General features: G+C 57.4%; 22 protein-coding genes. 15 read left to right on the forward strand and 7 right to left on the reverse strand.

The annotated features are described in order from the left end of the window. Nucleotides 1-25: 25 nt before the first annotated feature. Entirely contained in the window at nt 26-676 is a 651-nt protein-coding gene (locus AC0V6O_RS07205) for a CAP family protein (protein ID WP_486142774.1), read from the forward strand. A gap of 9 nt (nt 677-685) precedes the next feature. Here the strand turns inward: AC0V6O_RS07205 and rdgB are convergent, their stop codons facing one another. The 3 genes from rdgB to rph form a co-directional block, all read right to left on the reverse strand. Further along, nucleotides 686-1,318, reverse strand: a complete 633-nt coding sequence (gene rdgB, locus AC0V6O_RS07210) for an RdgB/HAM1 family non-canonical purine NTP pyrophosphatase (protein ID WP_486142776.1) — start codon at nt 1,316-1,318, stop codon at nt 686-688. Further along, a complete protein-coding gene (locus AC0V6O_RS07215; RefSeq protein WP_486142778.1) occupies nt 1,315-1,713 on the reverse strand; it encodes a YcxB family protein in 399 nt (132 codons plus the stop codon). The genes rdgB and AC0V6O_RS07215 overlap by 4 nt, the downstream gene beginning before the upstream one ends. A 118-nt stretch (nt 1,714-1,831) precedes the next feature. Next, nucleotides 1,832-2,548 (reverse strand): ribonuclease PH, encoded by a 717-nt coding sequence (gene rph / locus AC0V6O_RS07220; protein WP_486142780.1) that lies wholly within the window; start codon nt 2,546-2,548, stop codon nt 1,832-1,834. A gap of 110 nt (nt 2,549-2,658) precedes the next feature. On the opposite strand from rph, the gene hrcA reads away from it, so the two are divergent. From hrcA to AC0V6O_RS07235, 3 genes are read left to right on the forward strand one after another with little or no spacing between them, the layout of a single operon-like run. Continuing rightward, on the forward strand, nt 2,659-3,702 hold the full coding sequence (hrcA, locus tag AC0V6O_RS07225; RefSeq protein WP_486142782.1) for a heat-inducible transcriptional repressor HrcA: 1,044 nt from the start codon (nt 2,659-2,661) through the stop codon (nt 3,700-3,702). An 18-nt stretch (nt 3,703-3,720) separates the two neighbouring features. Next, nucleotides 3,721-4,311, forward strand: a complete 591-nt coding sequence (gene grpE / locus AC0V6O_RS07230; protein ID WP_486142784.1) for a nucleotide exchange factor GrpE — start codon at nt 3,721-3,723, stop codon at nt 4,309-4,311. 4 nt (nt 4,312-4,315) lie between these two features. Next, nucleotides 4,316-4,783 (forward strand): hypothetical protein, encoded by a 468-nt coding sequence (locus AC0V6O_RS07235; protein WP_486142786.1) that lies wholly within the window; start codon nt 4,316-4,318, stop codon nt 4,781-4,783. Nucleotides 4,784-4,798: 15 nt separating this feature from the next. Here the strand turns inward: AC0V6O_RS07235 and AC0V6O_RS07240 are convergent, their stop codons facing one another. After that, on the reverse strand, nt 4,799-5,254 hold the full coding sequence (locus AC0V6O_RS07240) for a vgr related protein (protein ID WP_486142788.1): 456 nt from the start codon (nt 5,252-5,254) through the stop codon (nt 4,799-4,801). Nucleotides 5,255-5,325: 71 nt separating this feature from the next. Beyond that, on the reverse strand, nt 5,326-5,793 hold the full coding sequence (locus AC0V6O_RS07245) for a copper chaperone PCu(A)C (RefSeq protein ID WP_486145541.1): 468 nt from the start codon (nt 5,791-5,793) through the stop codon (nt 5,326-5,328). A 186-nt stretch (nt 5,794-5,979) separates the two neighbouring features. Here AC0V6O_RS07245 and dnaK point away from each other — a divergent pair, with 186 nt between their 5' ends. The 3 genes from dnaK (at nt 5,980) to AC0V6O_RS07260 (ending at nt 10,190) form a co-directional block, all read left to right on the forward strand. Continuing rightward, complete coding sequence (gene dnaK, locus AC0V6O_RS07250; RefSeq protein ID WP_486142790.1) at nt 5,980-7,911, forward strand: molecular chaperone DnaK; 1,932 nt, start codon at nt 5,980-5,982, stop codon at nt 7,909-7,911. A gap of 88 nt (nt 7,912-7,999) precedes the next feature. Next, entirely contained in the window at nt 8,000-9,142 is a 1,143-nt protein-coding gene (dnaJ, locus tag AC0V6O_RS07255; protein WP_486142792.1) for a molecular chaperone DnaJ, read from the forward strand. Between the two features lie 160 nt (nt 9,143-9,302). Continuing rightward, entirely contained in the window at nt 9,303-10,190 is an 888-nt protein-coding gene (locus AC0V6O_RS07260) for an MBL fold metallo-hydrolase (protein ID WP_486142794.1), read from the forward strand. A 14-nt stretch (nt 10,191-10,204) separates the two neighbouring features. Here AC0V6O_RS07260 and AC0V6O_RS07265 read toward each other — a convergent pair whose 3' ends face one another. Then, nucleotides 10,205-11,449 (reverse strand): patatin-like protein, encoded by a 1,245-nt coding sequence (locus tag AC0V6O_RS07265; RefSeq protein ID WP_486142796.1) that lies wholly within the window; start codon nt 11,447-11,449, stop codon nt 10,205-10,207. Continuing rightward, entirely contained in the window at nt 11,334-12,524 is a 1,191-nt protein-coding gene (locus AC0V6O_RS07270) for a patatin-like protein (protein ID WP_486142798.1), read from the reverse strand. Before AC0V6O_RS07270 ends, AC0V6O_RS07265 begins: the two co-directional genes overlap by 116 nt. A 71-nt stretch (nt 12,525-12,595) precedes the next feature. Between AC0V6O_RS07270 and radA the strand changes: the two genes are divergently transcribed. From radA to AC0V6O_RS07310, 8 genes are all read left to right on the forward strand, one after another. Further along, nucleotides 12,596-13,963 carry a DNA repair protein RadA gene (gene radA, locus AC0V6O_RS07275; protein WP_486142800.1) on the forward strand — a complete coding sequence of 456 codons (1,368 nt, stop codon included), beginning with the start codon at nt 12,596-12,598 and terminating at the stop codon, nt 13,961-13,963. A 12-nt stretch (nt 13,964-13,975) separates the two neighbouring features. After that, complete coding sequence (locus AC0V6O_RS07280; protein ID WP_486142802.1) at nt 13,976-14,515, forward strand: CvpA family protein; 540 nt, start codon at nt 13,976-13,978, stop codon at nt 14,513-14,515. A 10-nt stretch (nt 14,516-14,525) separates the two neighbouring features. Next, the gene (locus tag AC0V6O_RS07285; protein WP_486142803.1) at nt 14,526-14,954 is read left to right on the forward strand and encodes an iron-sulfur cluster assembly scaffold protein; all 429 of its coding nucleotides are present in this window, start codon (nt 14,526-14,528) and stop codon (nt 14,952-14,954) included. A gap of 67 nt (nt 14,955-15,021) precedes the next feature. Next, complete coding sequence (locus AC0V6O_RS07290; protein WP_486145543.1) at nt 15,022-16,695, forward strand: MFS transporter; 1,674 nt, start codon at nt 15,022-15,024, stop codon at nt 16,693-16,695. Further along, nucleotides 16,685-17,743, forward strand: coding sequence for an alanine racemase (alr, locus tag AC0V6O_RS07295; RefSeq protein WP_486142805.1), 1,059 nt, complete (start codon nt 16,685-16,687; stop codon nt 17,741-17,743). The genes AC0V6O_RS07290 and alr overlap by 11 nt, the downstream gene beginning before the upstream one ends. Nucleotides 17,744-17,816: 73 nt before the next feature. Next, nucleotides 17,817-18,431: a polyhydroxyalkanoate synthesis repressor PhaR gene (gene phaR / locus AC0V6O_RS07300; RefSeq protein ID WP_486142807.1), complete on the forward strand. Its 615-nt coding sequence runs from the start codon at nt 17,817-17,819 to the stop codon at nt 18,429-18,431. Nucleotides 18,432-18,523: 92 nt separating this feature from the next. Continuing rightward, nucleotides 18,524-20,068 carry a proline--tRNA ligase gene (proS, locus tag AC0V6O_RS07305; protein WP_486142809.1) on the forward strand — a complete coding sequence of 515 codons (1,545 nt, stop codon included), beginning with the start codon at nt 18,524-18,526 and terminating at the stop codon, nt 20,066-20,068. A gap of 39 nt (nt 20,069-20,107) precedes the next feature. After that, nucleotides 20,108-21,514, forward strand: a complete 1,407-nt coding sequence (locus AC0V6O_RS07310; RefSeq protein ID WP_486142811.1) for a M28 family peptidase — start codon at nt 20,108-20,110, stop codon at nt 21,512-21,514. The last annotated feature ends 18 nt before the right edge of the window (nt 21,515-21,532 follow it).

Consider the following 21,532-nt stretch of genomic DNA (forward strand, 5'->3'; position numbering starts at 1 on the left):
GGAGCGTTTTGGGGAAGGTCGATTAATGTTCAAGATTTCTAAAACATGCAGCAAAATGGTCGCGCCGGTTGCGATCATTCTCGTCGCGTCTGGCTGCGGAGGCGGCGAAAGCGGTTCTTCGCCGAGCACTAACACGGCTGCGACAGGCGGAACGTCGTCGTCACCGCCGCCTGCTCCTCCCCCGCCACCGCCTCCTCCACCGCCGCCACCAACCGGCGGCACGCAAACGACGCGTCAGGACGATATGCTTCGGGTGATGCTGGCGGAACACAATGACGCGCGCCGGGAAGTCGGCGTTGCGCCGATGACCTTGGACGATGACTTGAGCCGCCAAGCGCTTGCTTATGCTGAAGAACTCGCCCGCACGGGTCGCTTCGAGCACAGCACCAGCGCCTCGCGCCCCAATCAGGGCGAGAACCTATGGGCAGGCACCGAGGGGGCATTCACTTACGAAGTGATGGCGGATGGTTGGATCAGCGAAAAGCAATTCTACATCCACGATCGCTTCCCCTATGTCAGCAATACGGGCGATTGGACCGACGTCGGTCACTACACCCAGATCATTTGGGCAAACTCAACAGAACTTGGATGCGGGGTCGCTACCGGTTCGGGCCGCGACTACCTCGTCTGCCGTTATTCGCCGCCGGGCAATGTCTCAGGGCAATTTGCCTACTGATCCCTCTGGTCAGGCGCCGAACTGATCTGCGACGAGCTTGGCAAAGGCATCGGCACGGTGGCTGATGCTGTGTTTTTCCGCTGGATCGATCTCGGCAAAAGTTTCGTCGCCTTCGCGTGAGGAGGGCACGAACACTGGGTCATAGCCAAAGCCCATTTCGCCTCGTGGAGGCCAGGTTAGGCTGCCCGGGCATTGGCCTTCATAAACCATGTGTTGACCATCGGGCCATGCGATGGCGAGCACGCAGTGGAAGGCTGCGCTTCGGTCAACATCCGCTCCCTGCTCTGCCAGCAATCCTTCGACTTTGCCCATGGCCATGTACCAGTCGCGGCCAGGATCGCCTTCAAACCATTGCCTCTCCGCCCAATCGGCGGTGTAGATCCCAGGCCGTCCATCCAATGCGTTAACAGATAGGCCGCTATCGTCAGCAAGGGCGGCCAGACCTGATGCTTCAGCCGCAGCCCGCGCTTTGATCAAAGCGTTTTCAGCGAACGTTTTGCCAGTTTCTGGCGGCTCTGGCAGGCCAAGCGATCCGGCCGAGATGCACTTCATCCCATAAGCATCGAGTAGTGCCGAAATCTCTTTCAACTTACCCGCATTGTGCGTTGCAATTACGAGCGATCCAGAGCCAAGTTTGGTCATTTTCGGCGCTTTCCCTTTGTAACAAGGCCGGATGCAATCAACCGCTCGCGTGCGAAGTCAATGATCTCCTTACCTACCTGATCCTTCGGCAGAATATAAGCGAGCTGGCTGTTCAAATACATTGCGAACAATTCATCTTGCTCATTCCATCTGACGATCTGTGTCCATTTGGCGTCCACATGCGCCGATGGTTGGATAAGTGAAAAACCTGCCTCATCCACGGTCAGATCGACATGCTCTTTTATCAAAGCATAGTCGGCCCAGGCCTTCTTCGCTTGTCGTGGGAACAGGATAAAACGTATGCACAGCAAGGTGGCCGTTCCACCAAGCATAATGCAGATCATTGCGGTCAGCGCAGCGACCCAATCTTCAAAGACGAACACCAGAATGCCCAAAATGACAACTATCGCCGCTATAACTGCAAGCGCGCGCGGCAGATTGCTGCTAAAGTTTAGCTTCCAGAATGCGAGCTGTAATTCTTCTGAGATTGAATAGCGAACCGGACCCATTGGTTTATGCGCCGGTCGCCTTCAGCTGCTCCGCGAAAATACCATCGCAGCCGATGTTCGCGAGGCGCAGCAGGCGCAGCAGGCCTTCTTCATCATAGGTAGCGCCCTCTGCGGTCGCCTGAACTTCAGCGATTTGTCCGCCTGAGATCAGCACGAAGTTCGCATCCGCGTCCGCATCGCTGTCTTCTGGGTAATCGAGGTCGAGGACTGGTGTGCCCTTGTAGATGCCGCAAGAGATCGCTGCGACCTGCGCGGTAATCGGGTCTTCCTTGATATCGCCCGATGCAATCAAGCCATTGACCGCCAGGCGCAGGGCAACCCATGCGCCAGAAATTGATGCTGTGCGCGTGCCGCCGTCGGCCTGGATCACGTCGCAATCCAAGGTGATTTGCCGCTCGCCGAGTTTCTTAAGGTCGACCACAGCGCGCAAAGAGCGCCCGATAAGTCTCTGAATTTCTTGAGTTCGGCCCGATTGCTTGCCGCGAGCTGCCTCGCGAGAGCCGCGTGTGTGCGTCGCGCGCGGTAGCATCGAATATTCACCTGTGACCCAGCCTTCGCCCTTGCCGCGCAGCCATGGCGGAATACGTTCTTCGACACTGGCCGTGCACAGCACGCGGGTGTCGCCAAAGCTGATGAGGCAAGACCCTTCTGCGTGTTTGGTAAAGCCGGTTTCGATAGTGATTGCGCGCATTTCGTCAGGCGCGCGGCCAGATGGTCGCATGATGTTTTCCTATGTTCGATTCGCTTGCTCGCCGGTTTGGCGGGACAAAAGAGTGGCGGCAAGGGCACGGCCGGGCTTGGCTCGGGATAGTTTCACGTTAAATAGCACGCATGGCCTCACCACCAATTTCAGAAATGACCGATAGGGCGCGCGAGATTTTTCGCCGTGTGGTGGAAGGCTATATGGATAATGGCCAGCCGGTTGGGTCAAAAACGCTGTCGAGCGACAGTGGCCTGAACCTTTCGCCGGCCTCCATCCGCTCGGTATTGGCTGATCTGGAGAGTGTTGGCCTACTTGCCGCGCCCCATACCAGCGCGGGGCGATTACCCACCGATATCGGCCTCAGATTGTTTGTCGACGGTATGATGCAGGTCGCTGAACCAACAGCAGAAGAACGCGCGCAGATAGAACAGCGGCTCGGCGAACCTGGGCCGGTGGAGCAAGCACTGGAGCAGGCAAGCTCTGTGCTGTCAGACCTGTCGGGCGCTGCTGGCATGGTCATGGTGCCCACACGCGAGCAGCAATTGGCGCAGTTCAATCTTGTGGATCTGGGTCAGGGTAGGGCGCTGGCTGTCCTAGTCGGTGAGGATGGCGGGGTCGAAAACCGGGTTTTGGAACTCGGTGGGGTGGTGTCTGCTAGCGCGCTGGAGGCGGCGACCAATTACATCACCGCGCGGCTTTCAGGCAGGACGCTGAGCGATGCGGCCGCGGCGATGCGACAAGAGATCAAAACCGGACAGTCTCAACTTGATGACGCGAGCAAAGATCTGGTTGAGCGCGGGTTGGCCGTTTGGAGCGAAGACACAGAGGAACGCCCCGTCCTGATCGTGCGCGGTGCGTCCAATCTGCTGGATGATGCGGCGATGGAGGACATAGACCGTGTCCGCTCGCTGCTTGACGACCTAGAGAACAAACAATCGGTTGCCGCTTTGCTTGATAATGCACGCGAGGCCGAGGCAACCCGCATTTTTATCGGCAGCGAGAACCGCCTGTTCGGGCTTTCGGGCTCTTCCGTCATAGCCTCGCCCTATCGCGACAGAGAGGGAAGGGTGGTTGGAGTTCTGGGTGTGATTGGGCCGACGCGGTTGAATTACGCGCGCGTGGTCCCCATGGTGGATTTAACAGCCCGTTCTTTGGGCAAACTCATTGCATAATTTGGACACAAGACGACGATGATCGACAATGATAAGCCGCACGACGAAGCGGCAGAAGCAGAACTGAAAGGCGTGCCGGAGGAGTTTCTTGACGATCCTGAGGCTCAAGATGCTGAGGGCGGTGAAGAAGATGATTTTAGCGAGGCGCTGGAATCGCTCCGCCGTGATCTGGAAGAATCCAAGCAAGAGACGTTGTATGCCAAGGCGGAGACGCAGAATGTGCGCCGCCGGATGGAGAAAGACGTCGGCGATGCGCGTGCCTATGCCGCGACTGGCTTTGCGCGCGATGTGCTGAGCGTGGCGGACAATCTCTCCCGCGCGATTGAGGCCATCCCTGAGAGCCTGCGCGAAGATGAGAAGATGAAAGGCCTGGTGACCGGTATTGAGGCCACTCAGCGGGAGCTGGAGAAGGTCTTCAAAAGTCACGGCATTGAGCGTGTAGCTGCGGTTGGTTTGCCGCTCGATCCGAACCAACACCAGGCAATGCTTGAGGTGCCCAGCGATGAGCACGAGCCGGGCACGATCATTCAGGAGATGCAAGCAGGTTGGATGATCAAAGACCGCCTGCTACGTCCGGCCATGGTTGGTGTCGCTAAGAAGCCGGATTGAGATCGTGGATCCATCTACCATCGTAGGTTTGGCTAGTAGCCTATCTTCTGCAGCAACGCTTTCCAAAACTCTCCTTGGAATGAAGATTGATAGCGAAGTTCGGGATGCAATTACTGCACTTCAAAGTGAGCTTATTTCAGCTCAGTCAGCTGCATTGACGAGTTTGTCTGAGCGCGATGAGATGTACCGAAAGATTCAAGAGCTAGAAGAGGCACTTTCAGAAAAAACTGATTGGATCGAAACTGCTTCAAAATTTGAGACTTTTGAGACAAGAAAAGCCTTTGCGTACCGAGCAAAAGAGGGCAGCCCCGAGGGATTATACTGCCCTAAGTGCTTTGAGAATAAACGCTTATCGCGTCTTCAAGAAGACCATTGGAAAAATGGTGCTCACTACGGGACATGTCTCCAATGCGACGTCAGGTTAGAGTTCGACAAAGGGACCACGCCAAGGTCGCGAGTTGCTTCTTTCTGAATCGCTGCTGTTAGGTCACAAAGCCGCACCCGGAAACCGGACCAAGCCATCATAGGCTGACTTGTCGGCCACGCCTGTAACGCGCACGCCCTGCCGCATCCAAAATGCGTGCTTTACGATCTCTGCCTGCTGCTCAATGCCATAGGAGGCGAAGGGCTGGCCGGGTTTAAGCGTGTAATCATAGCGGCAGAAGGGGTGGCGATTCAGCAGCAAATACCAATCGCCGCGCGTTTGGGTTTGCCAGACATGGGTGAGCTCGTGGATCAGCAACCCTTGCCGGATTAACCCTTCGCCTGAGAAGTCATCGCAATAGGCCGCGCCATCGGGATGAAAATGCAGATGCCCGCGCGGGGCCATGGTGACTTTGCGGGGCTGAAAGGGAAACCACTTACGGCGCCTGATGCGCACCACTTCATAGTCAATCGCGGTTCCAAATACGGTCTTTGCAATTCCAACTTCACCCGGCGTCAAAGTGCGTTCGCCGCCGACCGGGCAGGCCGGGACGAGCGCGTGATTTTGAGCCGTGGGTGAGGGGTTTTCGCTCAGCGTTCTTCGCCCGCTGCGCGCACTTCAGCTTCGAATTTGTGCCGCTTACCACCTGAAATTTTGAGCATTACTTCGGCGGTTCCGCCTGCTTGAACGCTCTCATCCAGTTCAAATGCCATGACGTGCTTTGCGCCAGGTTCGAACGCAATTTCGGTGCCATTGGTGAGCGGAACAGGCCCCGCCTCGGCCATGGTCATCTTGAAATCATATTCCATCATGTCATGAACAGTTGCGCTCTTCGCGCCTGTCACCTCTGCCCCACTGACCGCGATCCCGCGATCCCCATCATAGCTGAGGTTGAAATAGACCGCCGCGGGGTTGCCGGACACTGGCGGAAGCACAAGGCGCGCATCCGAAATCGTGATCCCTTCAATTGTATCGACTGGCTCTGGCGCAGGTACCTCTTCACTGCAGGCCGCTACGCCCAGTGCAGGCCGCCAAAGTGATGCCGCGTAGAAAGACAGACGATGTTTGTGTCATTTTCACGTTGTAGTCCCCTTGTTGGATGGTGCGAAAAGTAGGCGCATCCATCCCTTGTGCCAAGCAAAACCGCACCTATATCCCGCCTACAAACGAGTTGCCAAACGGTTCCGCCAATTCTGGGGAGCACTACAGGCAACGTCCAACAACCTGAAATGGATGGGGAAATAATGGGTAAAGTAATCGGCATCGACCTCGGCACCACCAACTCGTGTGTGGCTGTGATGGACGGGGGCAAGCCTAAAGTTATTGAAAATTCTGAAGGCGCGCGCACCACGCCTTCTATTGTCGCCTTTACCAAGGATAGCGAACGTCTGATCGGCCAACCGGCCAAGCGTCAGGCTGTTACCAATCCCGACAACACTCTGTTCGCGATTAAGCGCCTGATCGGTCGCCGCTTCGACGACCCGTTGACGAAGAAAGATATGGGCCTGGTCCCGTATGATATCGTCAAAGGCAAAAATGGCGACGCATGGGTAAAGGCGGGCGATGAAGATTATTCGCCAAGCCAAGTTTCCGCTTTCATCCTGCAAAAGATGAAAGAAACCGCTGAGAGCTATCTCGGCGAGACCGTGGAACAGGCCGTTATTACCGTTCCTGCATACTTTAACGATGCTCAGCGTCAGGCGACGAAAGACGCCGGTCAAATCGCTGGTCTTGAAGTGCTACGGATCATCAACGAACCAACCGCTGCGGCGCTCGCCTATGGCATGGACAAGAACGACGGCAAGACGATCGCCGTTTATGACCTTGGCGGCGGTACATTTGACGTTTCCGTACTCGAAATTGGCGACGGCGTGTTCGAAGTGAAGTCGACCAACGGCGATACGTTCCTCGGTGGTGAAGACTTCGACAGCGCGATTGTCGAATGGCTCGCCAGCGAGTTTGAAAAGAAAGAGAACATGGATCTGCGCAAGGACAAGCTTGCGCTCCAACGTCTGAAAGAAGCTGCTGAAAAGGCCAAGATTGAGCTTTCCAGTTCGGCCACGACCGAAATCAACCTGCCATTCATTACTGCGCGTATGGATGGCGGATCAAGCACGCCGCTGCACTTGGTCGAAACGCTCAGCCGTTCCGACCTTGAAAAGCTGGTTGGCGATCTGATCAAGCGGACGCTTGAGCCGTGTAAGAAGGCTCTGGCCGATGCGGGCGTGTCGAAGGATGACATCGACGAAGTGATCCTGGTTGGCGGTATGACACGCATGCCGAAGGTTCGCGAAGTGGTTGAAGGTTTCTTCGAAGCGAAGCCGCACACCGGCGTGAACCCAGACGAAGTTGTTGCCATGGGCGCGGCCATCCAGGCGGGCGTTCTGCAAGGCGACGTTAAAGACGTGCTGCTGCTCGATGTGACGCCATTGTCGCTCGGCATCGAAACTCTGGGCGGTGTCTTCACTCGGATGATTGATCGCAACACGACGATTCCGACCAAGAAGACGCAGACCTATTCGACTGCTGAAGACAATCAGAATGCGGTGACCATTCGCGTGTTCCAAGGCGAGCGCGAAATGGCGGCGGACAACAAGATGCTGGGTCAGTTTGATCTGGTTGGCATTCCGCCTGCGCCGCGGGGCGTTCCGCAGGTTGAGGTGACCTTTGACATTGACGCGAACGGTATCGTGAATGTCTCTGCTAAGGACAAGGGTACCGGCAAAGAACAGACTATCAAGATCCAGGCATCGGGCGGACTGTCCGACAATGATATTGATCAGATGGTTCAAGACGCTGAGAAATTTGCTGAAGAAGACAAGAAACGCCGGGCCTCTGCGGAAGCTCGCAACCAGGCCGACAGTCTTGTTCACGCGACCGAAAAGCAGCTCGAAGAGCACGGCGATAAGGTGGATGCCGATACCAAGTCTACGGTGGAAACTGCCCTTGGCGAAGCGAAAACGGCACTGGAAGGCGATGATGTTGATGAGATCAACGCCAAGTCTCAGGCTCTGACCGAAGCGGCCATGAAAATGGGTCAGCAAATCTATGAGAAAGAGCAGGCTGAAGGTGCGGCCGGTGACGGCGGCGACGGCGATGCTTCTTCGGATGCGTCAGACGACGAAGATGTTGTCGATGCGGAATTCTCCGAAGTGGACGAAGACAACAAGGACTGATGTCCTCATGAAAAACTATCCTGCCGTTAGTGTGGTCCGCCAAAGGCCTGCGCTGACGCGCAGCTAGGTTTTAGGGACCAAGGTCACCATGGCTGCTACCCAATTAGATTATTACCAATTGCTCGAGGTCGCTCGCGATGCCGACGGCAGCGTGCTTAAAAGCGCGTATCGCAAGCTGGCGATGAAGTTTCACCCCGATCGCAACCCAGGCGATGGTGAAGCAGAGGCGAAGTTCAAGGCGATTGGCGAGGCCTATGAAGTCCTCAAAGACCCGCAAAAGCGCGCGGCCTATGATCGCTATGGTCACGAGGTATTCCAGCAAGGGATGAACGGCGGCGGGGGTGGCTTTGGCGGCGGGCGCGGTCAGGCCGACTTCGGCGATATTGGCGATATTTTTGAGACCATCTTTGGCAGTGCCTTTGGCGGGGCCGCAGGTGGCCGGCAACAAACCCGGCGCGGCGCCGATCTGCGCTATGACATGCAGGTTTCCCTCGAAGAGGCATTCCACGGCAAATCGACCGAGATTGAGATCGAAGTCTCTCAAGCCTGCGACACCTGTGATGGTTCGGGCGCGGCGCCCGGCACCAGCGAGCGGCAGTGCAATTTGTGCCACGGGCACGGATCTGTGCGGGCAAAGCAGGGTCTGTTCGTCGTTGAGCGGCCTTGCCCAACCTGCAGCGGCCGCGGCGCGGTTCTAGAGGAACCATGCGGTTCGTGCCGCGGGGAAGGGCGTGTTGATCGCGCTCAGGCCCTGTCAGTGGAAATTCCACCTGGCGTTGATACTGGCACGCGTATCAGGCTGTCGGGCAAGGGTGAAGCGGGCGCTCGCGGTGCGCCTCCTGGCGATCTCTACATTTTCGTGCACGTTACCCCACATGAACTGTTCCAGCGCGAAGGCACCACTTTGGCAACTCGCGTCCCAGTCAGCTTTACGACGGCGGCTCTGGGTGGATGTGTTGAGATACCTGACCTTGATGGCTCAACCAATTCGGTCGACATCCCAACTGGCATTCAATCGGGCAAGCAATTGCGCGTGCGCGGGGCCGGTATGCCAGTCCTGCAAGGGCGCGGGCGCGGCGATCTGGTGGTAGAGATCGCGGTGGAAACGCCGACAAAGCTCAGCCGTAAGCAGAAGGACATTCTTGAGGAGTTTCGTGAGACCGAAACCGGCGATGAATGCCCTGAAAGCCGCAGCTTTTTCTCCAAGTTGAAAGATGCCTTTGGTGGGTGAGGCGGCGTCTGGCACTGCCTTCTGAGACAGAGCCAGATTGCATCAGCCTCGTTGCACTGAATAGCGACTCACTGTCGCATTTGACGCTACCTAAGGCTCGCTTAGTCAACTCGACAACCGTGCGGCTTATGGCTATTTCGCAGGCGACTGGAGAAGAATTATGAACCGTTTCGCCGTTTTTGCCCTCGCTGCTGCAACCCCATTGCTGGCCGTTCCCAGCTATGCTCAGCGCAGTCTTGATGACGTGGAAATCACCGTTGAAGAGATCGCACCTGGTGTGGCGGTTCTGTTCGGCGCGGGCGGAAATATCGGGGTCAGTTACGGCGACGATGCGACGGTCATGATTGATGATCAGTTCGCACCGCTGTCTGAAAAGATTGAAGCCGCTGTGGCCGGGCTTGGCGCGACCCCGGTGAAATATGTCGTCAACACGCATTGGCACGGCGATCACACCGGCGGGAATGAGAACTTCGGCAAGACTGGCGCGACAATTTTCGCGCACGATAACGTTCGTGTCCGCATGGCTGACCCGTCGCTATCCGGTCGTGATGGCGAGCCAGCCCCAGATGTTGCTCTGCCAGTCGTGACCTATGGTCAGGGGCTCCGCTTCCATCTCAATGACGACACCATCAACCTGGCTTACTTGGGTGGCGGCCACACCGATGGCGACAGCGTGGTAATGTGGGACAAGGCGAATGTCGTTCACATGGGCGATCTCTACTTCAACATTCCGGGCTACCCATTTGTTGACACCCGCTCTGGCGGCAGTGTCTACAACCTCATGTCTACGCTCGATCTCGTGATTGCGATGATCGATGATGAGACGAAGGTTATTCCGGGCCACGGTGGCATGTCGAACAAGGCCGAAATGGTCGCCTATCGCGCAATGATCGGCGAGGCAGTGTCCCGCGTCGAAGCGCTCAATGAAGCCGGCAAGACGCTGGAAGAAACGGTCGCGGCCAAACCGCTGGCTGGCTTTGATCGCGGCGAGGGCTTTATCAGCGATGACGCATTCGTGACCGCTATCTGGAACAGCATCGAAGGCTAAGCGAGCTCTTGGCCTTACGCAAAGCGCGCGAGGATCTCGTCCCTTAGCCCGCGCAACAAATGCTCGCGGCATCTGCCAACCTCCAATTCCTCGTCAATAATGGCGAGGAATGCGGAGCGTTTGGCTGAACGGATAGCTTCGGGTTTCATCCCGGCATCGACCGTTGAAGCGATCAGATCGATCATGCGCTCCGACCCATGTAGGCGGCCCCAGACATAGTCGTTTTCGCGGTAAGACCGGCTGAAGAACGCACCGAAGTTATAGAATTCAATGCCGCGCAAAGTTGCCCGAGTGCCGCCCTCTCTAATGGAGCGCGCATCATCGGGAGAAATTCGATCGACCTTTACCGGGTTGTATTCGGTCAGACCTTCGTTTCGCAGCAATGGCAATGTGGCAACGTCGTAGAACGGAAAGCCAAGATAGGTCAGCAGCATCCGCCGCTTTAGGTTCTTGGGCATTTGCGCCAGCGCGTCTGCAAAAATCCGCTCCGCTTCCAGATCGGTTTCGGGCAACAGGCGCTGCTCAGCCAGATAATCCAGCAAGGCACCCGGATACTTCAGGGCGTTCCGCGCATAGCCGGCGAACTCGTCGCTCAGCCCAGAGATATCGTCGGCGGAGAAATAGAGCGCGAGAATGTCGTAGATTTTCTCTCTTGCGATATCGAGCGCATCGTCCGGTATCTCTGGATCGGTTTCCCAATCACGCGCCAGCCTGCGTGCGAGCAGGCGCAATCGCCGAATGCGAAAACCGATGTCGTGCGCGCGGAAAAACTGGATCGCTGCCTCACTTGCGCCGCCACAGCCGTCGGATAAGTCACTTAACCCGCGACGCTCCAATTCGCGGCGCATTGCAGCGGCAATCGGCATGCTGTCTGCCAGAGACAATTCGGGCGCCGCCTCAAGAGTGAGTTCTGCCAGACGGTCAATAATCCCGCTGAACTTGGTTTGAGCATAGGCTTGAAACGCATAGCCTGAGCGCTCAGCCGCTGCCTGCTGCGCTTTCGCGCGCCAATTGTGCAGTCGCTTTGGGCTGGGGCTGTCGAGGAAGAACGTCATTCCGAACAATTTTTCTACCGCGCGATCGATCTCTGGACGCAGGCCCAGGACGATCCGGCTCAGCCGCTCGGCATCGCGGGATTGCTGCTCAATCCGTTCCAGATTGTCTCTGATCGGCTGTTCGCGTGGGATGGTCGATAAAGAACCGAAAATCGCGCCGAAAAAGCCGATTGGCGAGATCGTGATTTTCGTTGACCGACCCAACCCGATCAGGGCGCGGATCAATGTAGACAAACCGGCGGTCAACCTCCCGCTGCGCAGGGCGCCCATGCAGCGCCTTGATCGCCCCGCCGAACGGAGCATTGACCAGAACGGACCCATCAATCAGCGACACGCCATCCTGCGTTCCGTCACGCATATGGACAGGCATGATCCGGTTGAGAAAGCTTGCACGGGATGTCCAATCGATCCCCTTGCGCTGTGCCAAGCGATCAATTTCCGCCAGTTGCAGCGGCGGGAAGGCTCCCGGAAAACTCGCCGTTGCACGGGCTGCGAGCACCAGCTCAAGCGGATTGGTAAGCCCTTCGCTGCTCGCCGCCGGGGTGCTCGCGCGCAGGCTGATCGGAGTGCGATGCTCGGTTTCTTCAACAATCGGCGGACTGTTGAGGCGCAGCATCTCTACATGACCGCGAAAGTCGGTGGTGGTGACAAACAGATCGATCGGATGCCCGGGGGGCAGCAAAGGATCGCCGCGCTCGCCCAGTCGCATGCCCTCCAGCGCTTCAAACAGCAGGCTGGAGAATTTGTCGCCAGAAAATGGCGGGCTGAACCATCGACCACGGACAAGGCGAGAGACCTTTTGTCGCACTTCAGTTCGGGTCTCTGGCGAGACGCTCTCGCTGACGGCGTTGCCAGGACGGCTGAGCACCCACTCTGCAATCGGCTGAGCCCAGATTTTGGCATAGCGCCACATCGGCTGCGCTTTAGGATCGGTCAGCTCTTCGACATCAGCGGTTTTGAGCCAAAGGTCGGTAAGTGGTTCAAGCGAATGCCCAGAATGGATCGCCTGAGCCAGAAACACAGCATTGATCCCGCCAGCGCTCGCCCCGGTAAGAATGTCAGGCATGACGCGTAGACGGAGCGAGTAATCGCGCTCAATCTCGCGCAGCAAATCGCAATAGACCTTAGCGACGCCGCTGCATGGTGCCTCGCGATCTGCATGGAACGCTCGGCTAGCGCGCGCCAGATGCCAAATCTCTTTGGTGACACCATGCATATACACTGCAAGGCTGACACCGCCGTAGCAGACCAGAGCGAGACGAAGTTCTTTTTGCCGCATGAGAATCGTGATGACGTGGAAAGTCGGGAATGGCAATTGCGTTCCGCAAATGTTCCGTCTACGAAATTGGGATGGCAAAGACCAAACGGCGATATGTATGTGGTTCATGCGGCTCTGTTTCACACCGCTGGCAGGGGCAATGTCCCGATTGTTCTGAATGGAACACGATGACGGAGGACGCACCGGCAACGGTGTTCTCGCAGAAACACGATCTTTCGCGCGGCGGGCGAGCTTTGGAATTCGTGCCGCTCGATGGTCCGGCGCAATTGCCTCAGCGGCGGCCCACTGGCCTCGCTGAATTTGACCGTGCCCTTGGCGGCGGCCTTGTGCCGGGCTCAGCTGTGCTGATGAGCGGTGATCCCGGCATCGGAAAATCCACTTTGCTGATCCAAACGGCGGCGACAATCGCGCGCTCTAATGGCGATGTGGTTTATGTCAGCGGAGAGGAAGCCGCCGGGCAGGTGCGCCTTCGCGCTGCGCGCTTGGGGATTGCCGATGCACCGATCCGGCTCGCGTCAGAAACATCGGTGCGCGATATTCTGACCACATTGGGCGCAGGCGATCCGCCCGCCTTGCTGGTGATCGATTCGATCCAGACGATGCATTCCGACACAATCGAAGGCGCGCCAGGAACGGTCAGTCAGGTGCGCGGATGTGCGCTCGAACTGATCCGTTATGCCAAGGAAAATGGCACGGCGCTGGTGCTGGTCGGGCACGTCACCAAAGACGGCAACATCGCTGGTCCGCGCGTGCTGGAGCACATGGTCGATGTGGTGATGAGCTTTGAGGGTGAACGCAGCCATCAATACCGGATCCTGCGCGCGCTAAAGAACCGGTTCGGCGCGGTCGATGAGATCGGTGTCTTTGCAATGGCGAATGATGGTCTGGAAGAAGTGACCAACCCTTCCATGCTGTTTCTGTCCGGGCGGGACCAACCGCTTGCAGGCAGCGCTGTCTTTCCCGCCCTGGAAGGCACAAGGCCCGTCTTGGTTGAGATACAGGCACTGATTGTCAGGTTGCAATCGGGCGCCACGCCGCGCCGTGCGGTGGTTGGCTGGGACAATGGCAGGCTGGCGATGCTGCTCGCTGTGCTCGAATCGCGCTGCGGTCTCAATTTCTCCTCGGCTGAGGTGTATCTTAACATCGCTGGTGGATACCGACTGGCTGATCCCGCTGCTGATTTGGCAGTCGCAGCGGCTTTGATGTCAGCGCTCGCCGACAAGCCGCTACCAGACAAAGCTGTGTGGTTCGGCGAAGTGTCGCTGGCCGGGGAAATTCGCCCGGTTTCTCATGGTGATCTGCGTCTTAGAGAGGCCGTGAAATTGGGATTTGCGAGAGGCTATGGCCCGTCCGATAAAAAGCTCGGCTCATCTAAGCTCAATTATCACGGTTTGGGACAACTTTCGAACCTCGTTGACCAAGTGGTTGGGACGGAATAATTCACCGTACCGATGACTATATTTGACATAATCGTGCTCATAATCGTGGGAGTTGCCGCGATTGGTGGTTTCATGCGGGGCCTAGTGCAAGAGGTCCTCTCGCTGGCGGCTTGGATGCTATCCGCCTTTGCGATCTACTATTTGCATGCGCCGCTAACCAATGGCCTTCGCGATTTCGTCGATGCCGATCCGGCAACGCCGATCCTCGCTTTCGCGCTTCTGCTGCTTATCCCCTATGCGGCGATGAAAGTGATTGCGAATAATGTGGGTGAGGCATCACGTAATTCCATTCTTGGCCCGATTGATCGCGTGCTGGGCTTTGGCTTTGGCGCGGTCAAGGGTGCGTTGATCGTCGTTTTTGCATTCTCTGTTCTGGCGCTTGGTTTCGACACAGTTTGGGGCTTCAAGGGCCGCCCGACTTGGATCACGACCGCGCGGACATATCCGGCAGCTGACGCGTTCTCCCGGCAATTGGTGTCCGCCATTGCGGAACGGCGCGCGAAGCTCTCCGACGAAGCTGAGGCTGCCGACGAAGCGAGCCTGATCGAGTGATGGACTGATTGTGGCCGGCGTAAAGGCGAGCAAGCTTTATACGCCGCAATTGCTCGGCCTGGCTGCATCACTTGCCAATTACCCTCTAGGTAATGCGTCCCAATTCATTGGCGACGCGCGTTCGCGTACCTGCGGCAGTTCAATTGTACTGGCGATCGACTGCCGGGAGGACGGGGCGATTTCGCGCATCGGCATGCAAGTGACTGCTTGCGCTATCGGGCAAGCTTCCGCTGCAATCATGGCCGCTGATGTCCAGGGGCGCAGCGCAGCCGATATCATCACCAAAACGCATCAGGTTGAGCAGTGGCTAAGCGGTAGAGCGGACGTGCCGGATTGGCCAGGTTTTGATGCTTTGACGCCAGCTTTGGAGCATCCGGCACGGCACGGTGCGTTGATGCTCGTGTGGAAGGCTGCGAGTAACGCGCTTTCCTCTCGGTAAACGAGCAGCTAGTGCTACCGGATAAGGCCAAGAGAAATTGGCCAATCAGAAGAGGATCACGGGGCTTATGGTCGATGCGGAAGCGCTAAAGCAGCGCGAGCCAAGCGAGAAAGAAATCAAACTGGTGATCGGTGCGAGCAGCGCCGGGACCATCTTTGAATGGTACGATTTCTTTATCTACGGCACGCTTGCTTACATCCTGAAGGATGCGTTTTACGATGTGAATGACCCTACACTGGCATTGTTGCTGGTGTGGTCTACCTTCGCGCTGGGCTTTGCCTTCCGTCCGATTGGCGCAATTCTGTTTGGATTTCTCGGCGATAGATTAGGGCGCAAATACACGTTCCTTGTGACTGTCACCTTGATGGGTATTGCGACCGCTGGCGTCGGGCTAATCCCCACGGTCGATACGCTTAAAGAGAGCTATGGCGAGCAATATGTGATCATTGCCCCGATCATCGTCATTTTCCTGCGCGTGTTGCAGGGCCTCGCCTTGGGCGGTGAATATGGCGGTGCGGCGATTTATGTCGCTGAACACGCGCCTCCTGAAAAGCGCGGTTTTTACACCAGTTTCATCCAGGCGAGTGTGGCAGGGGGCTTTGTGCTGTCCATCATCGTAGTCTTGCTGTGTCGTTGGATCATCCCGGAAGAAGCCTTCGCGGATTGGGGCTGGCGAGTGCCATTCCTGCTGTCGATTATCCTGCTTGGGATTTCGCTGTGGATGCGCCTCAAACTGTCCGAGAGCCCAGTGTTCCAGGCGATGAAGGAATCGGGTGAAACCTCTGGCAATCCGTTCATTGAGAGCTTCACTTATCCGGGCAACAAGAAGCGTATCTTTGTCGCACTGTTCGGTGTCAGCGGGATCCTGACGACCATCTGGTACACTGCATTCTTTTCAAGCCTGTCCTTCCTCAAGGGGAATATGCGGCTCGATGAGGGGACGGTGGAAGTCATCCTGCTGATCGCCGGACTTCTTTCACTCGGCCTCTATCTCATCGTTGGCAAATGGTCGGATACGGTCGGGCGCAAGAAGCCGATCATCATCGGTGCCTTGGCGACGCTGGTGACGCTGTTCCCGATCTTCTGGTTCATGGGCAGCCTGGCCAACCCGGGTCTTGCCGAAGCGGCTGAACGCACGCCTGTTGTTGTGAGCGGCGATCAATGCGTGACCGATCCCTTCGCCGAATTGTTTGACCGCGAACAGACGCCCTGCGGCAAAATCTTGAGCAGCCTGACTGGCAGCGGCGTGTCCTACACGCTTCAACCGGGCGGAGATCTTGGTGTCACAGTTGGCGGCGAACCGGTCACCATCGCGTCTGAATGGCTCGAAGAAACGGAAGAAGGCGCGGCTTCGCGGACCGCTGGTTTGCAAGAGGCGCTGACCAAGTCAGGGTTCGACTTCTCGCGTCAGGTTCCGCCGCTGATTAACATCGTGGGTATCATCGCTGCGCTGCTCGCTCTCGGCGTTCTGTCAGCGTTGACCTATGGCTCCGTCGCGGCGCTGCTGTCAGAGATGTTCCCGCCGCGCATCCGCTACAGCTCGATGTCGATCCCCTATCATATTGGGGCTGGTTATCTTGGCGGGTTCCTGCCTCTGATCGCCGGGGTGATCGTCGCCAGCACCGGCAACATCTACTCTGGGCTTTGGTACACTTGGATCGTTGTGGCCTTTGGGCTCGTCGTAGCTTGGTGGGGCCTGCCGTCCGGGCCTCCGCGTGACTTCGCCGACGATGTCGGTTGATTCTGCGCCACCAAGTCTTCGCTTGAGGATTGATCATGCGGCATTGATCAGCAATTGGCGCGCGCTGGATGCCATGTCTGGTGATGCCTCTGCTGGCGCAGCAGTGAAAGCCAATTGCTATGGGCTAGGTGTTGGACGCTGCGTTCCGACGCTTCGCGATGCCGGCGCGGAGAAGTTCTTCGTCGCGCATTGGAGCGAGTTCGAAGCGGTCGCGCATCACGTGCATGCCAGCGATGTTGCGGTTTTGCATGGCCCGATGACAGAACAAGATGTGGCTTACGCCAAGGCGAGCGGAGCCGTGCCGGTCATCAATTCGCTCGAGCAGGGGCGACGTTGGAACGAAGCCGGCGGCGGCCGCTGCCACCTGATGGTCGATACCGGGATCAACCGGCTTGGCATTGCACCTTCTGAGGTTGGCGATGAGGCCATCAAAAAACTTCATGTAGATGTGCTAATGTCGCACCTCGCCTGCGCTGATGAAGACAGCGAAATGAATGCGCAGCAATTGGCGCGCTTTCGCGAGGTGCAGGCACATGTCGATTGGAATTCTCTAAGCCTAGCCAACAGCGCCGGGATTGCGTTGGGCAGCGATTATGCCTTTGATCTGACGCGGCCAGGTCTTGCCTTATACGGTGGAATCGCACGGCAAGAACTCGCAGGCGCGATCAAACAAGTCGCCTTTCCAGAGGCCGCCATCATCCAGACGCGCGAGTTAAAGGTGGGTGATGCCGTTGGCTATAATGGCGAATTCATCGCGTCCCGTGATATGCGGGTGGGCACCGTCTCGCTGGGTTATGCCGATGGCTTCCTGCGCAGTTGGGGCAATGTGGATGGCCGCAGCGGTGCGCATTTGTCGCACGCTGAAACGCCTCTGCCGCTGCTCGGGAAAGTCTCGATGGATATGGTGGTGGTTGACCTCTGCGGGGCACCAAGCCTGCGCGAGGGCGACTGGCTGTCTGTGCCATATGAACTGCAAAATGCTGCGCAGCAAAGCGGCCTTTCACAGTATGAATTGCTGACCATTCTGGGACAACGTTTCGGATCCTAGAAACGTTCATGTTGCGCTGCACATTGTGCAGATGCTAAGCGCGCTGCAACGCAAAATTCATGGGATCCAAATAATGGCAGGCAAGTCCAAAGCCGCAAAATCAGGTTCACGCAAGACTGGCGAAGCGGGTGATGCGATCATCATCAAGAAATACGCCAATCGGCGGCTCTACAACACCAGTTCATCAAGCTATATTACGCTCGATGATCTTGCTGGAATGGTCCGCGACAATGTTGAATTTCAGGTGCTTGATGCAAAGTCGGGCGATGACATAACGCACTCGATTCTGACCCAGATCATCATGGATGAAGAGGCCAATGGCGAGCAGATGCTGCCGGTGAGTTTCCTGCGCCAACTGATTGGCATGTACGGCAATTCCATGCAGGCGATGGTGCCGTCTTACCTTGAGGCTAGCATGGCCAATTTTCGTGATAACCAAACCAAGATTCGCGAAGCCTTTGAGAAAGGCATGTCGAACAATCCGATTTCGGCCATCCACGAAACCAATATGGCTATGATGCGTGCTGCGGCTGATGTTCTAATTCCGGGCGTTGCAAACAAGCGCAAGTCCGCCGCGCCGAAAGCCGCCACAGGCGCGGCATCTGGTGCAAGCAGCAATGGTGAGATTGATGCACTGCGCGAACAAATGGCAGCGATGCAAAAGAAACTTGATGAGTTGAGCAAATAGCCCTGCGACCATTTGCGAATTGCGCGCAGCGGGCCTAGCGCTACCGCTCGATCAACCAAATACCCGCTCTAAGATTTTGAGAGAGACCCGCCGTGTCTAACATCCGCCATGCTCTGAATGTGAAGCGCGAAGACGACTTCGCCAAATGGTATCAAACCGTCATTGCGGAGGCTGATTTGGCCGAGGAATCCGGAGTGCGCGGCTGCATGGTGATCAAGCCATGGGGTTACGGCATTTGGGAGCGTATACAGCGTCTTCTCGATGATCGGATCAAAGCCGCTGGCGTGCAAAACTGTTATTTCCCGCTGTTTATCCCGCTCAAGAACTTCGAGCGTGAGGCGGAGCATGTTGACGGCTTTGCCAAGGAAATGGCGGTTGTCACGCACCACCGTTTGATCGCCGATGGTGAGGGCGGATTGGTACCCGATCCTGAGGCGAAATTGGAAGAGCCGCTGGTGGTTCGGCCAACCTCAGAGACGATCTTTGGCGATGCGATGGCGCGCTGGATCCAAAGCTGGCGCAACCTGCCACTACTCACAAACCAATGGGCCAACGTTGTGCGCTGGGAAATGCGCACGCGGATGTTCCTGCGCACCAGCGAATTTCTCTGGCAGGAGGGGCACACTGCGCACGAAAATCAGGAGCAAGCCAAAGAGGAAACGCACCGCGCGCTGGAAATGTACCGCGCCTGTGCTGAGGAAGATCTGGCTATGCCGGTGATCGCTGGCGAGAAGCCGGAGAACGAGCGTTTCCCCGGAGCGGTAGAGACCTGGTCGATCGAGGCGATGATGCAGGACGGCAAAGCCCTGCAAGCGGGCACGTCGCATTATCTCGGTACCAATTTTGCAGAAGCTGCGAATATCCAGTTTCAAGATCGTGAGGGCACTCAGCAATATTGCCACACCACCAGCTGGGGCGTTTCGACCCGTATGGTTGGCGGGGTGATTATGACGCACGGAGACGATGATGGCCTGCGTGTGCCGCCCGCGATTGCGCCGCATCAAGTGATCATCCTGCCGATGTTGCGCGACAAGCCAGAGGATGAGGCGTTGCTCCAATATTGCCGTGAGCTCTATGGCCAGCTGACCGCTCAAAGTGCGCTGGGTGAGAAGACACGAATCTGGCTCGACACTGCGCCTGGCAAAGCAACCGCCAAGCGCTGGGATTGGGTGCGCAAAGGCGCGCCGGTTATCATCGAGGTCGGCGGACGTGATATGGAGGCGGGCGTGGTCAGCCTGCTGCGCCGCGACAAAATGTGGAACCCAGAGAATGGCAAGGTCGCCTTTGCTGCGCCGAAACGCGATGATGTCGCGGGCCAGATTGGCGCGATGCTGGAAGACATTCAGGCTAACCTCTTTAACAAGGCGCGCGAGCGGCGCGATGCGAATATCACTCGCGGGATCAACGATTGGGCTGACGTTGCCAGCCACTTTGCCCACGGAGGAAAATATCCGGGTTGGGTCGAGGTGCAATGGTCAAAGCCAAGTGGGGACGCTTTGGAAAAAGTAGTCGAGCGCTTGAAAGAGCACAAACTCACCTTTCGCAATGTCCCGCGCGGCAGCGATGCAGCAGACGGTACCTGCATCTTCACAGGGGAACCTGCGGTCGAGCGAATTCTGGTGGCGCGCGCTTACTAGAGCTTGCGCGCGCTCGCATGTCGCGGCAAACATTGCGGCATGATCAAAAAACTCGCTATTCTCGCCTCGCTAGTTGCTGCGCCACTGGCCGCTGATGACCATGTTCCGGCCGCGACTGACGACAGTCTCGCTGCTCAGGTTTCCGAACAGCGCCTGCGCGCCGATATGGACAAAATCGTCTCTTTCGGCACGCGGCACACATTGTCGTCCCAAACCGATCCGAAGCGCGGAATAGGCGCGGCGGTCAATTGGGCTCTGGATGAGTTTCGCCGGATTGGGACGGGCTGCGATGACTGCCTGGAGGTTCAATCGGTTGAGCGTGTTATCGAGTCCGATGGGCGGCGCATCCCTCAACCAACCTTGGTGCGAAATGCGGTTGCGATTCAGCGCGGGACGGAACGCCCCAATGAAGTAATCATCGTGCAGGGGCATTACGACAGCCGGGTCACCGATCCGCTCAATGGCACTGACGATGCGCCGGGCGCGAATGACGATGGCTCTGGCAGCGTGATGATCCTGGAAGCCTCCCGTATCCTGTCCAAGCAGCAATATACCTCGACCATTATTTACGCGCTACTGACCGGTGAGGAGCAAGGCCTCTATGGCGCGCGGATCCTCGCCGATTGGGTGGAAGAGCAAGGCATGACCGTGAAGGCCGTGCTCAACAACGATATGATCGGCAATTCTTGCGGGTCAGACGGAGTGTGCGACGCGAAACATGTGCGCGTATTCTCCGAAGGACCACGCGCCGATTCCACTGAGCAGCTGCGTGCAAGACAGCGCCGTTTTGGCGGTGAGAACGATATGCCGGGGCGCAATCTCGCCCGTTGGCTCGGTGATCTCGCTCAGGCCAATCCTGACGGCATGCAAGTGCGACAGATCTGGCGGACAGACCGTATGGGCCGGGGCGGGGATCAAATCCCGTTTCTCGATAAGGGCTATCCAGCGATCCGCATTGCGGTCTCTGTCGAAGATTATGAGCATCAGCATCAGGACTTGCGCACCGAGAACGGCATCAAATATGGTGATACGGTTGACGAGATCGACTTTGATTATCTGACCCGCTCTTCGCAGTTTAATGTGCGCGCACTTCACCGTCTGGCAAAGGCGCCGATGCCGCCAGCGGTCACCGCCGATGCGGCGGTGCGGGTGGATACGGCGCTGGAATGGGACGCTGTGCCGGGCGCGGATCGTTATGTGATCAAGGCTCGCCGCACCGACGAATCCTATTGGCGTGGCGTACTGCCCGGCGGGACCAAGGGTGAGGACATTCGCAGCGCTATCCCGGCAACTGGTGCCTCCAAGATTGAGCTTGCCGTTCCTCTGCGCGGTGATGACTGGCTGCTAGGCGTGGCCGCGTGCACGGGCAGCTATTGCTCACCCGTTTCCAGCGCAGTCCCCGGCGGCGCGTTCGCGCCGGTGGCGAAAGCTGCCGATAACGATTAGAGACCGCTCGTCCTGAGC

The organism is Erythrobacter sp. JB2-19, from assembly GCF_057365005.1.

Excerpts from the sequence above, each read along its gene's own strand:
- AC0V6O_RS07205 (WP_486142774.1), top strand. The coding sequence starts at position 26 with ATGTTCAAGATTTCTAAAACATGCAGCAAAATGGTCGCGCCGGTTGCG.
- rdgB (WP_486142776.1), bottom strand. The coding sequence starts at position 1,318 with ATGACCAAACTTGGCTCTGGATCGCTCGTAATTGCAACGCACAATGCG.
- rph (WP_486142780.1), bottom strand. The coding sequence starts at position 2,548 with ATGCGACCATCTGGCCGCGCGCCTGACGAAATGCGCGCAATCACTATC.
- hrcA (WP_486142782.1), top strand. The coding sequence starts at position 2,659 with ATGGCCTCACCACCAATTTCAGAAATGACCGATAGGGCGCGCGAGATT.
- grpE (WP_486142784.1), top strand. The coding sequence starts at position 3,721 with ATGATCGACAATGATAAGCCGCACGACGAAGCGGCAGAAGCAGAACTG.
- dnaK (WP_486142790.1), top strand. The coding sequence starts at position 5,980 with ATGGGTAAAGTAATCGGCATCGACCTCGGCACCACCAACTCGTGTGTG.
- dnaJ (WP_486142792.1), top strand. The coding sequence starts at position 8,000 with ATGGCTGCTACCCAATTAGATTATTACCAATTGCTCGAGGTCGCTCGC.
- AC0V6O_RS07260 (WP_486142794.1), top strand. The coding sequence starts at position 9,303 with ATGAACCGTTTCGCCGTTTTTGCCCTCGCTGCTGCAACCCCATTGCTG.
- AC0V6O_RS07270 (WP_486142798.1), bottom strand. The coding sequence starts at position 12,524 with ATGCGGCAAAAAGAACTTCGTCTCGCTCTGGTCTGCTACGGCGGTGTC.
- radA (WP_486142800.1), top strand. The coding sequence starts at position 12,596 with ATGGCAAAGACCAAACGGCGATATGTATGTGGTTCATGCGGCTCTGTT.
- AC0V6O_RS07280 (WP_486142802.1), top strand. The coding sequence starts at position 13,976 with ATGACTATATTTGACATAATCGTGCTCATAATCGTGGGAGTTGCCGCG.
- AC0V6O_RS07290 (WP_486145543.1), top strand. The coding sequence starts at position 15,022 with ATGGTCGATGCGGAAGCGCTAAAGCAGCGCGAGCCAAGCGAGAAAGAA.
- alr (WP_486142805.1), top strand. The coding sequence starts at position 16,685 with ATGTCGGTTGATTCTGCGCCACCAAGTCTTCGCTTGAGGATTGATCAT.
- phaR (WP_486142807.1), top strand. The coding sequence starts at position 17,817 with ATGGCAGGCAAGTCCAAAGCCGCAAAATCAGGTTCACGCAAGACTGGC.
- AC0V6O_RS07310 (WP_486142811.1), top strand. The coding sequence starts at position 20,108 with ATGATCAAAAAACTCGCTATTCTCGCCTCGCTAGTTGCTGCGCCACTG.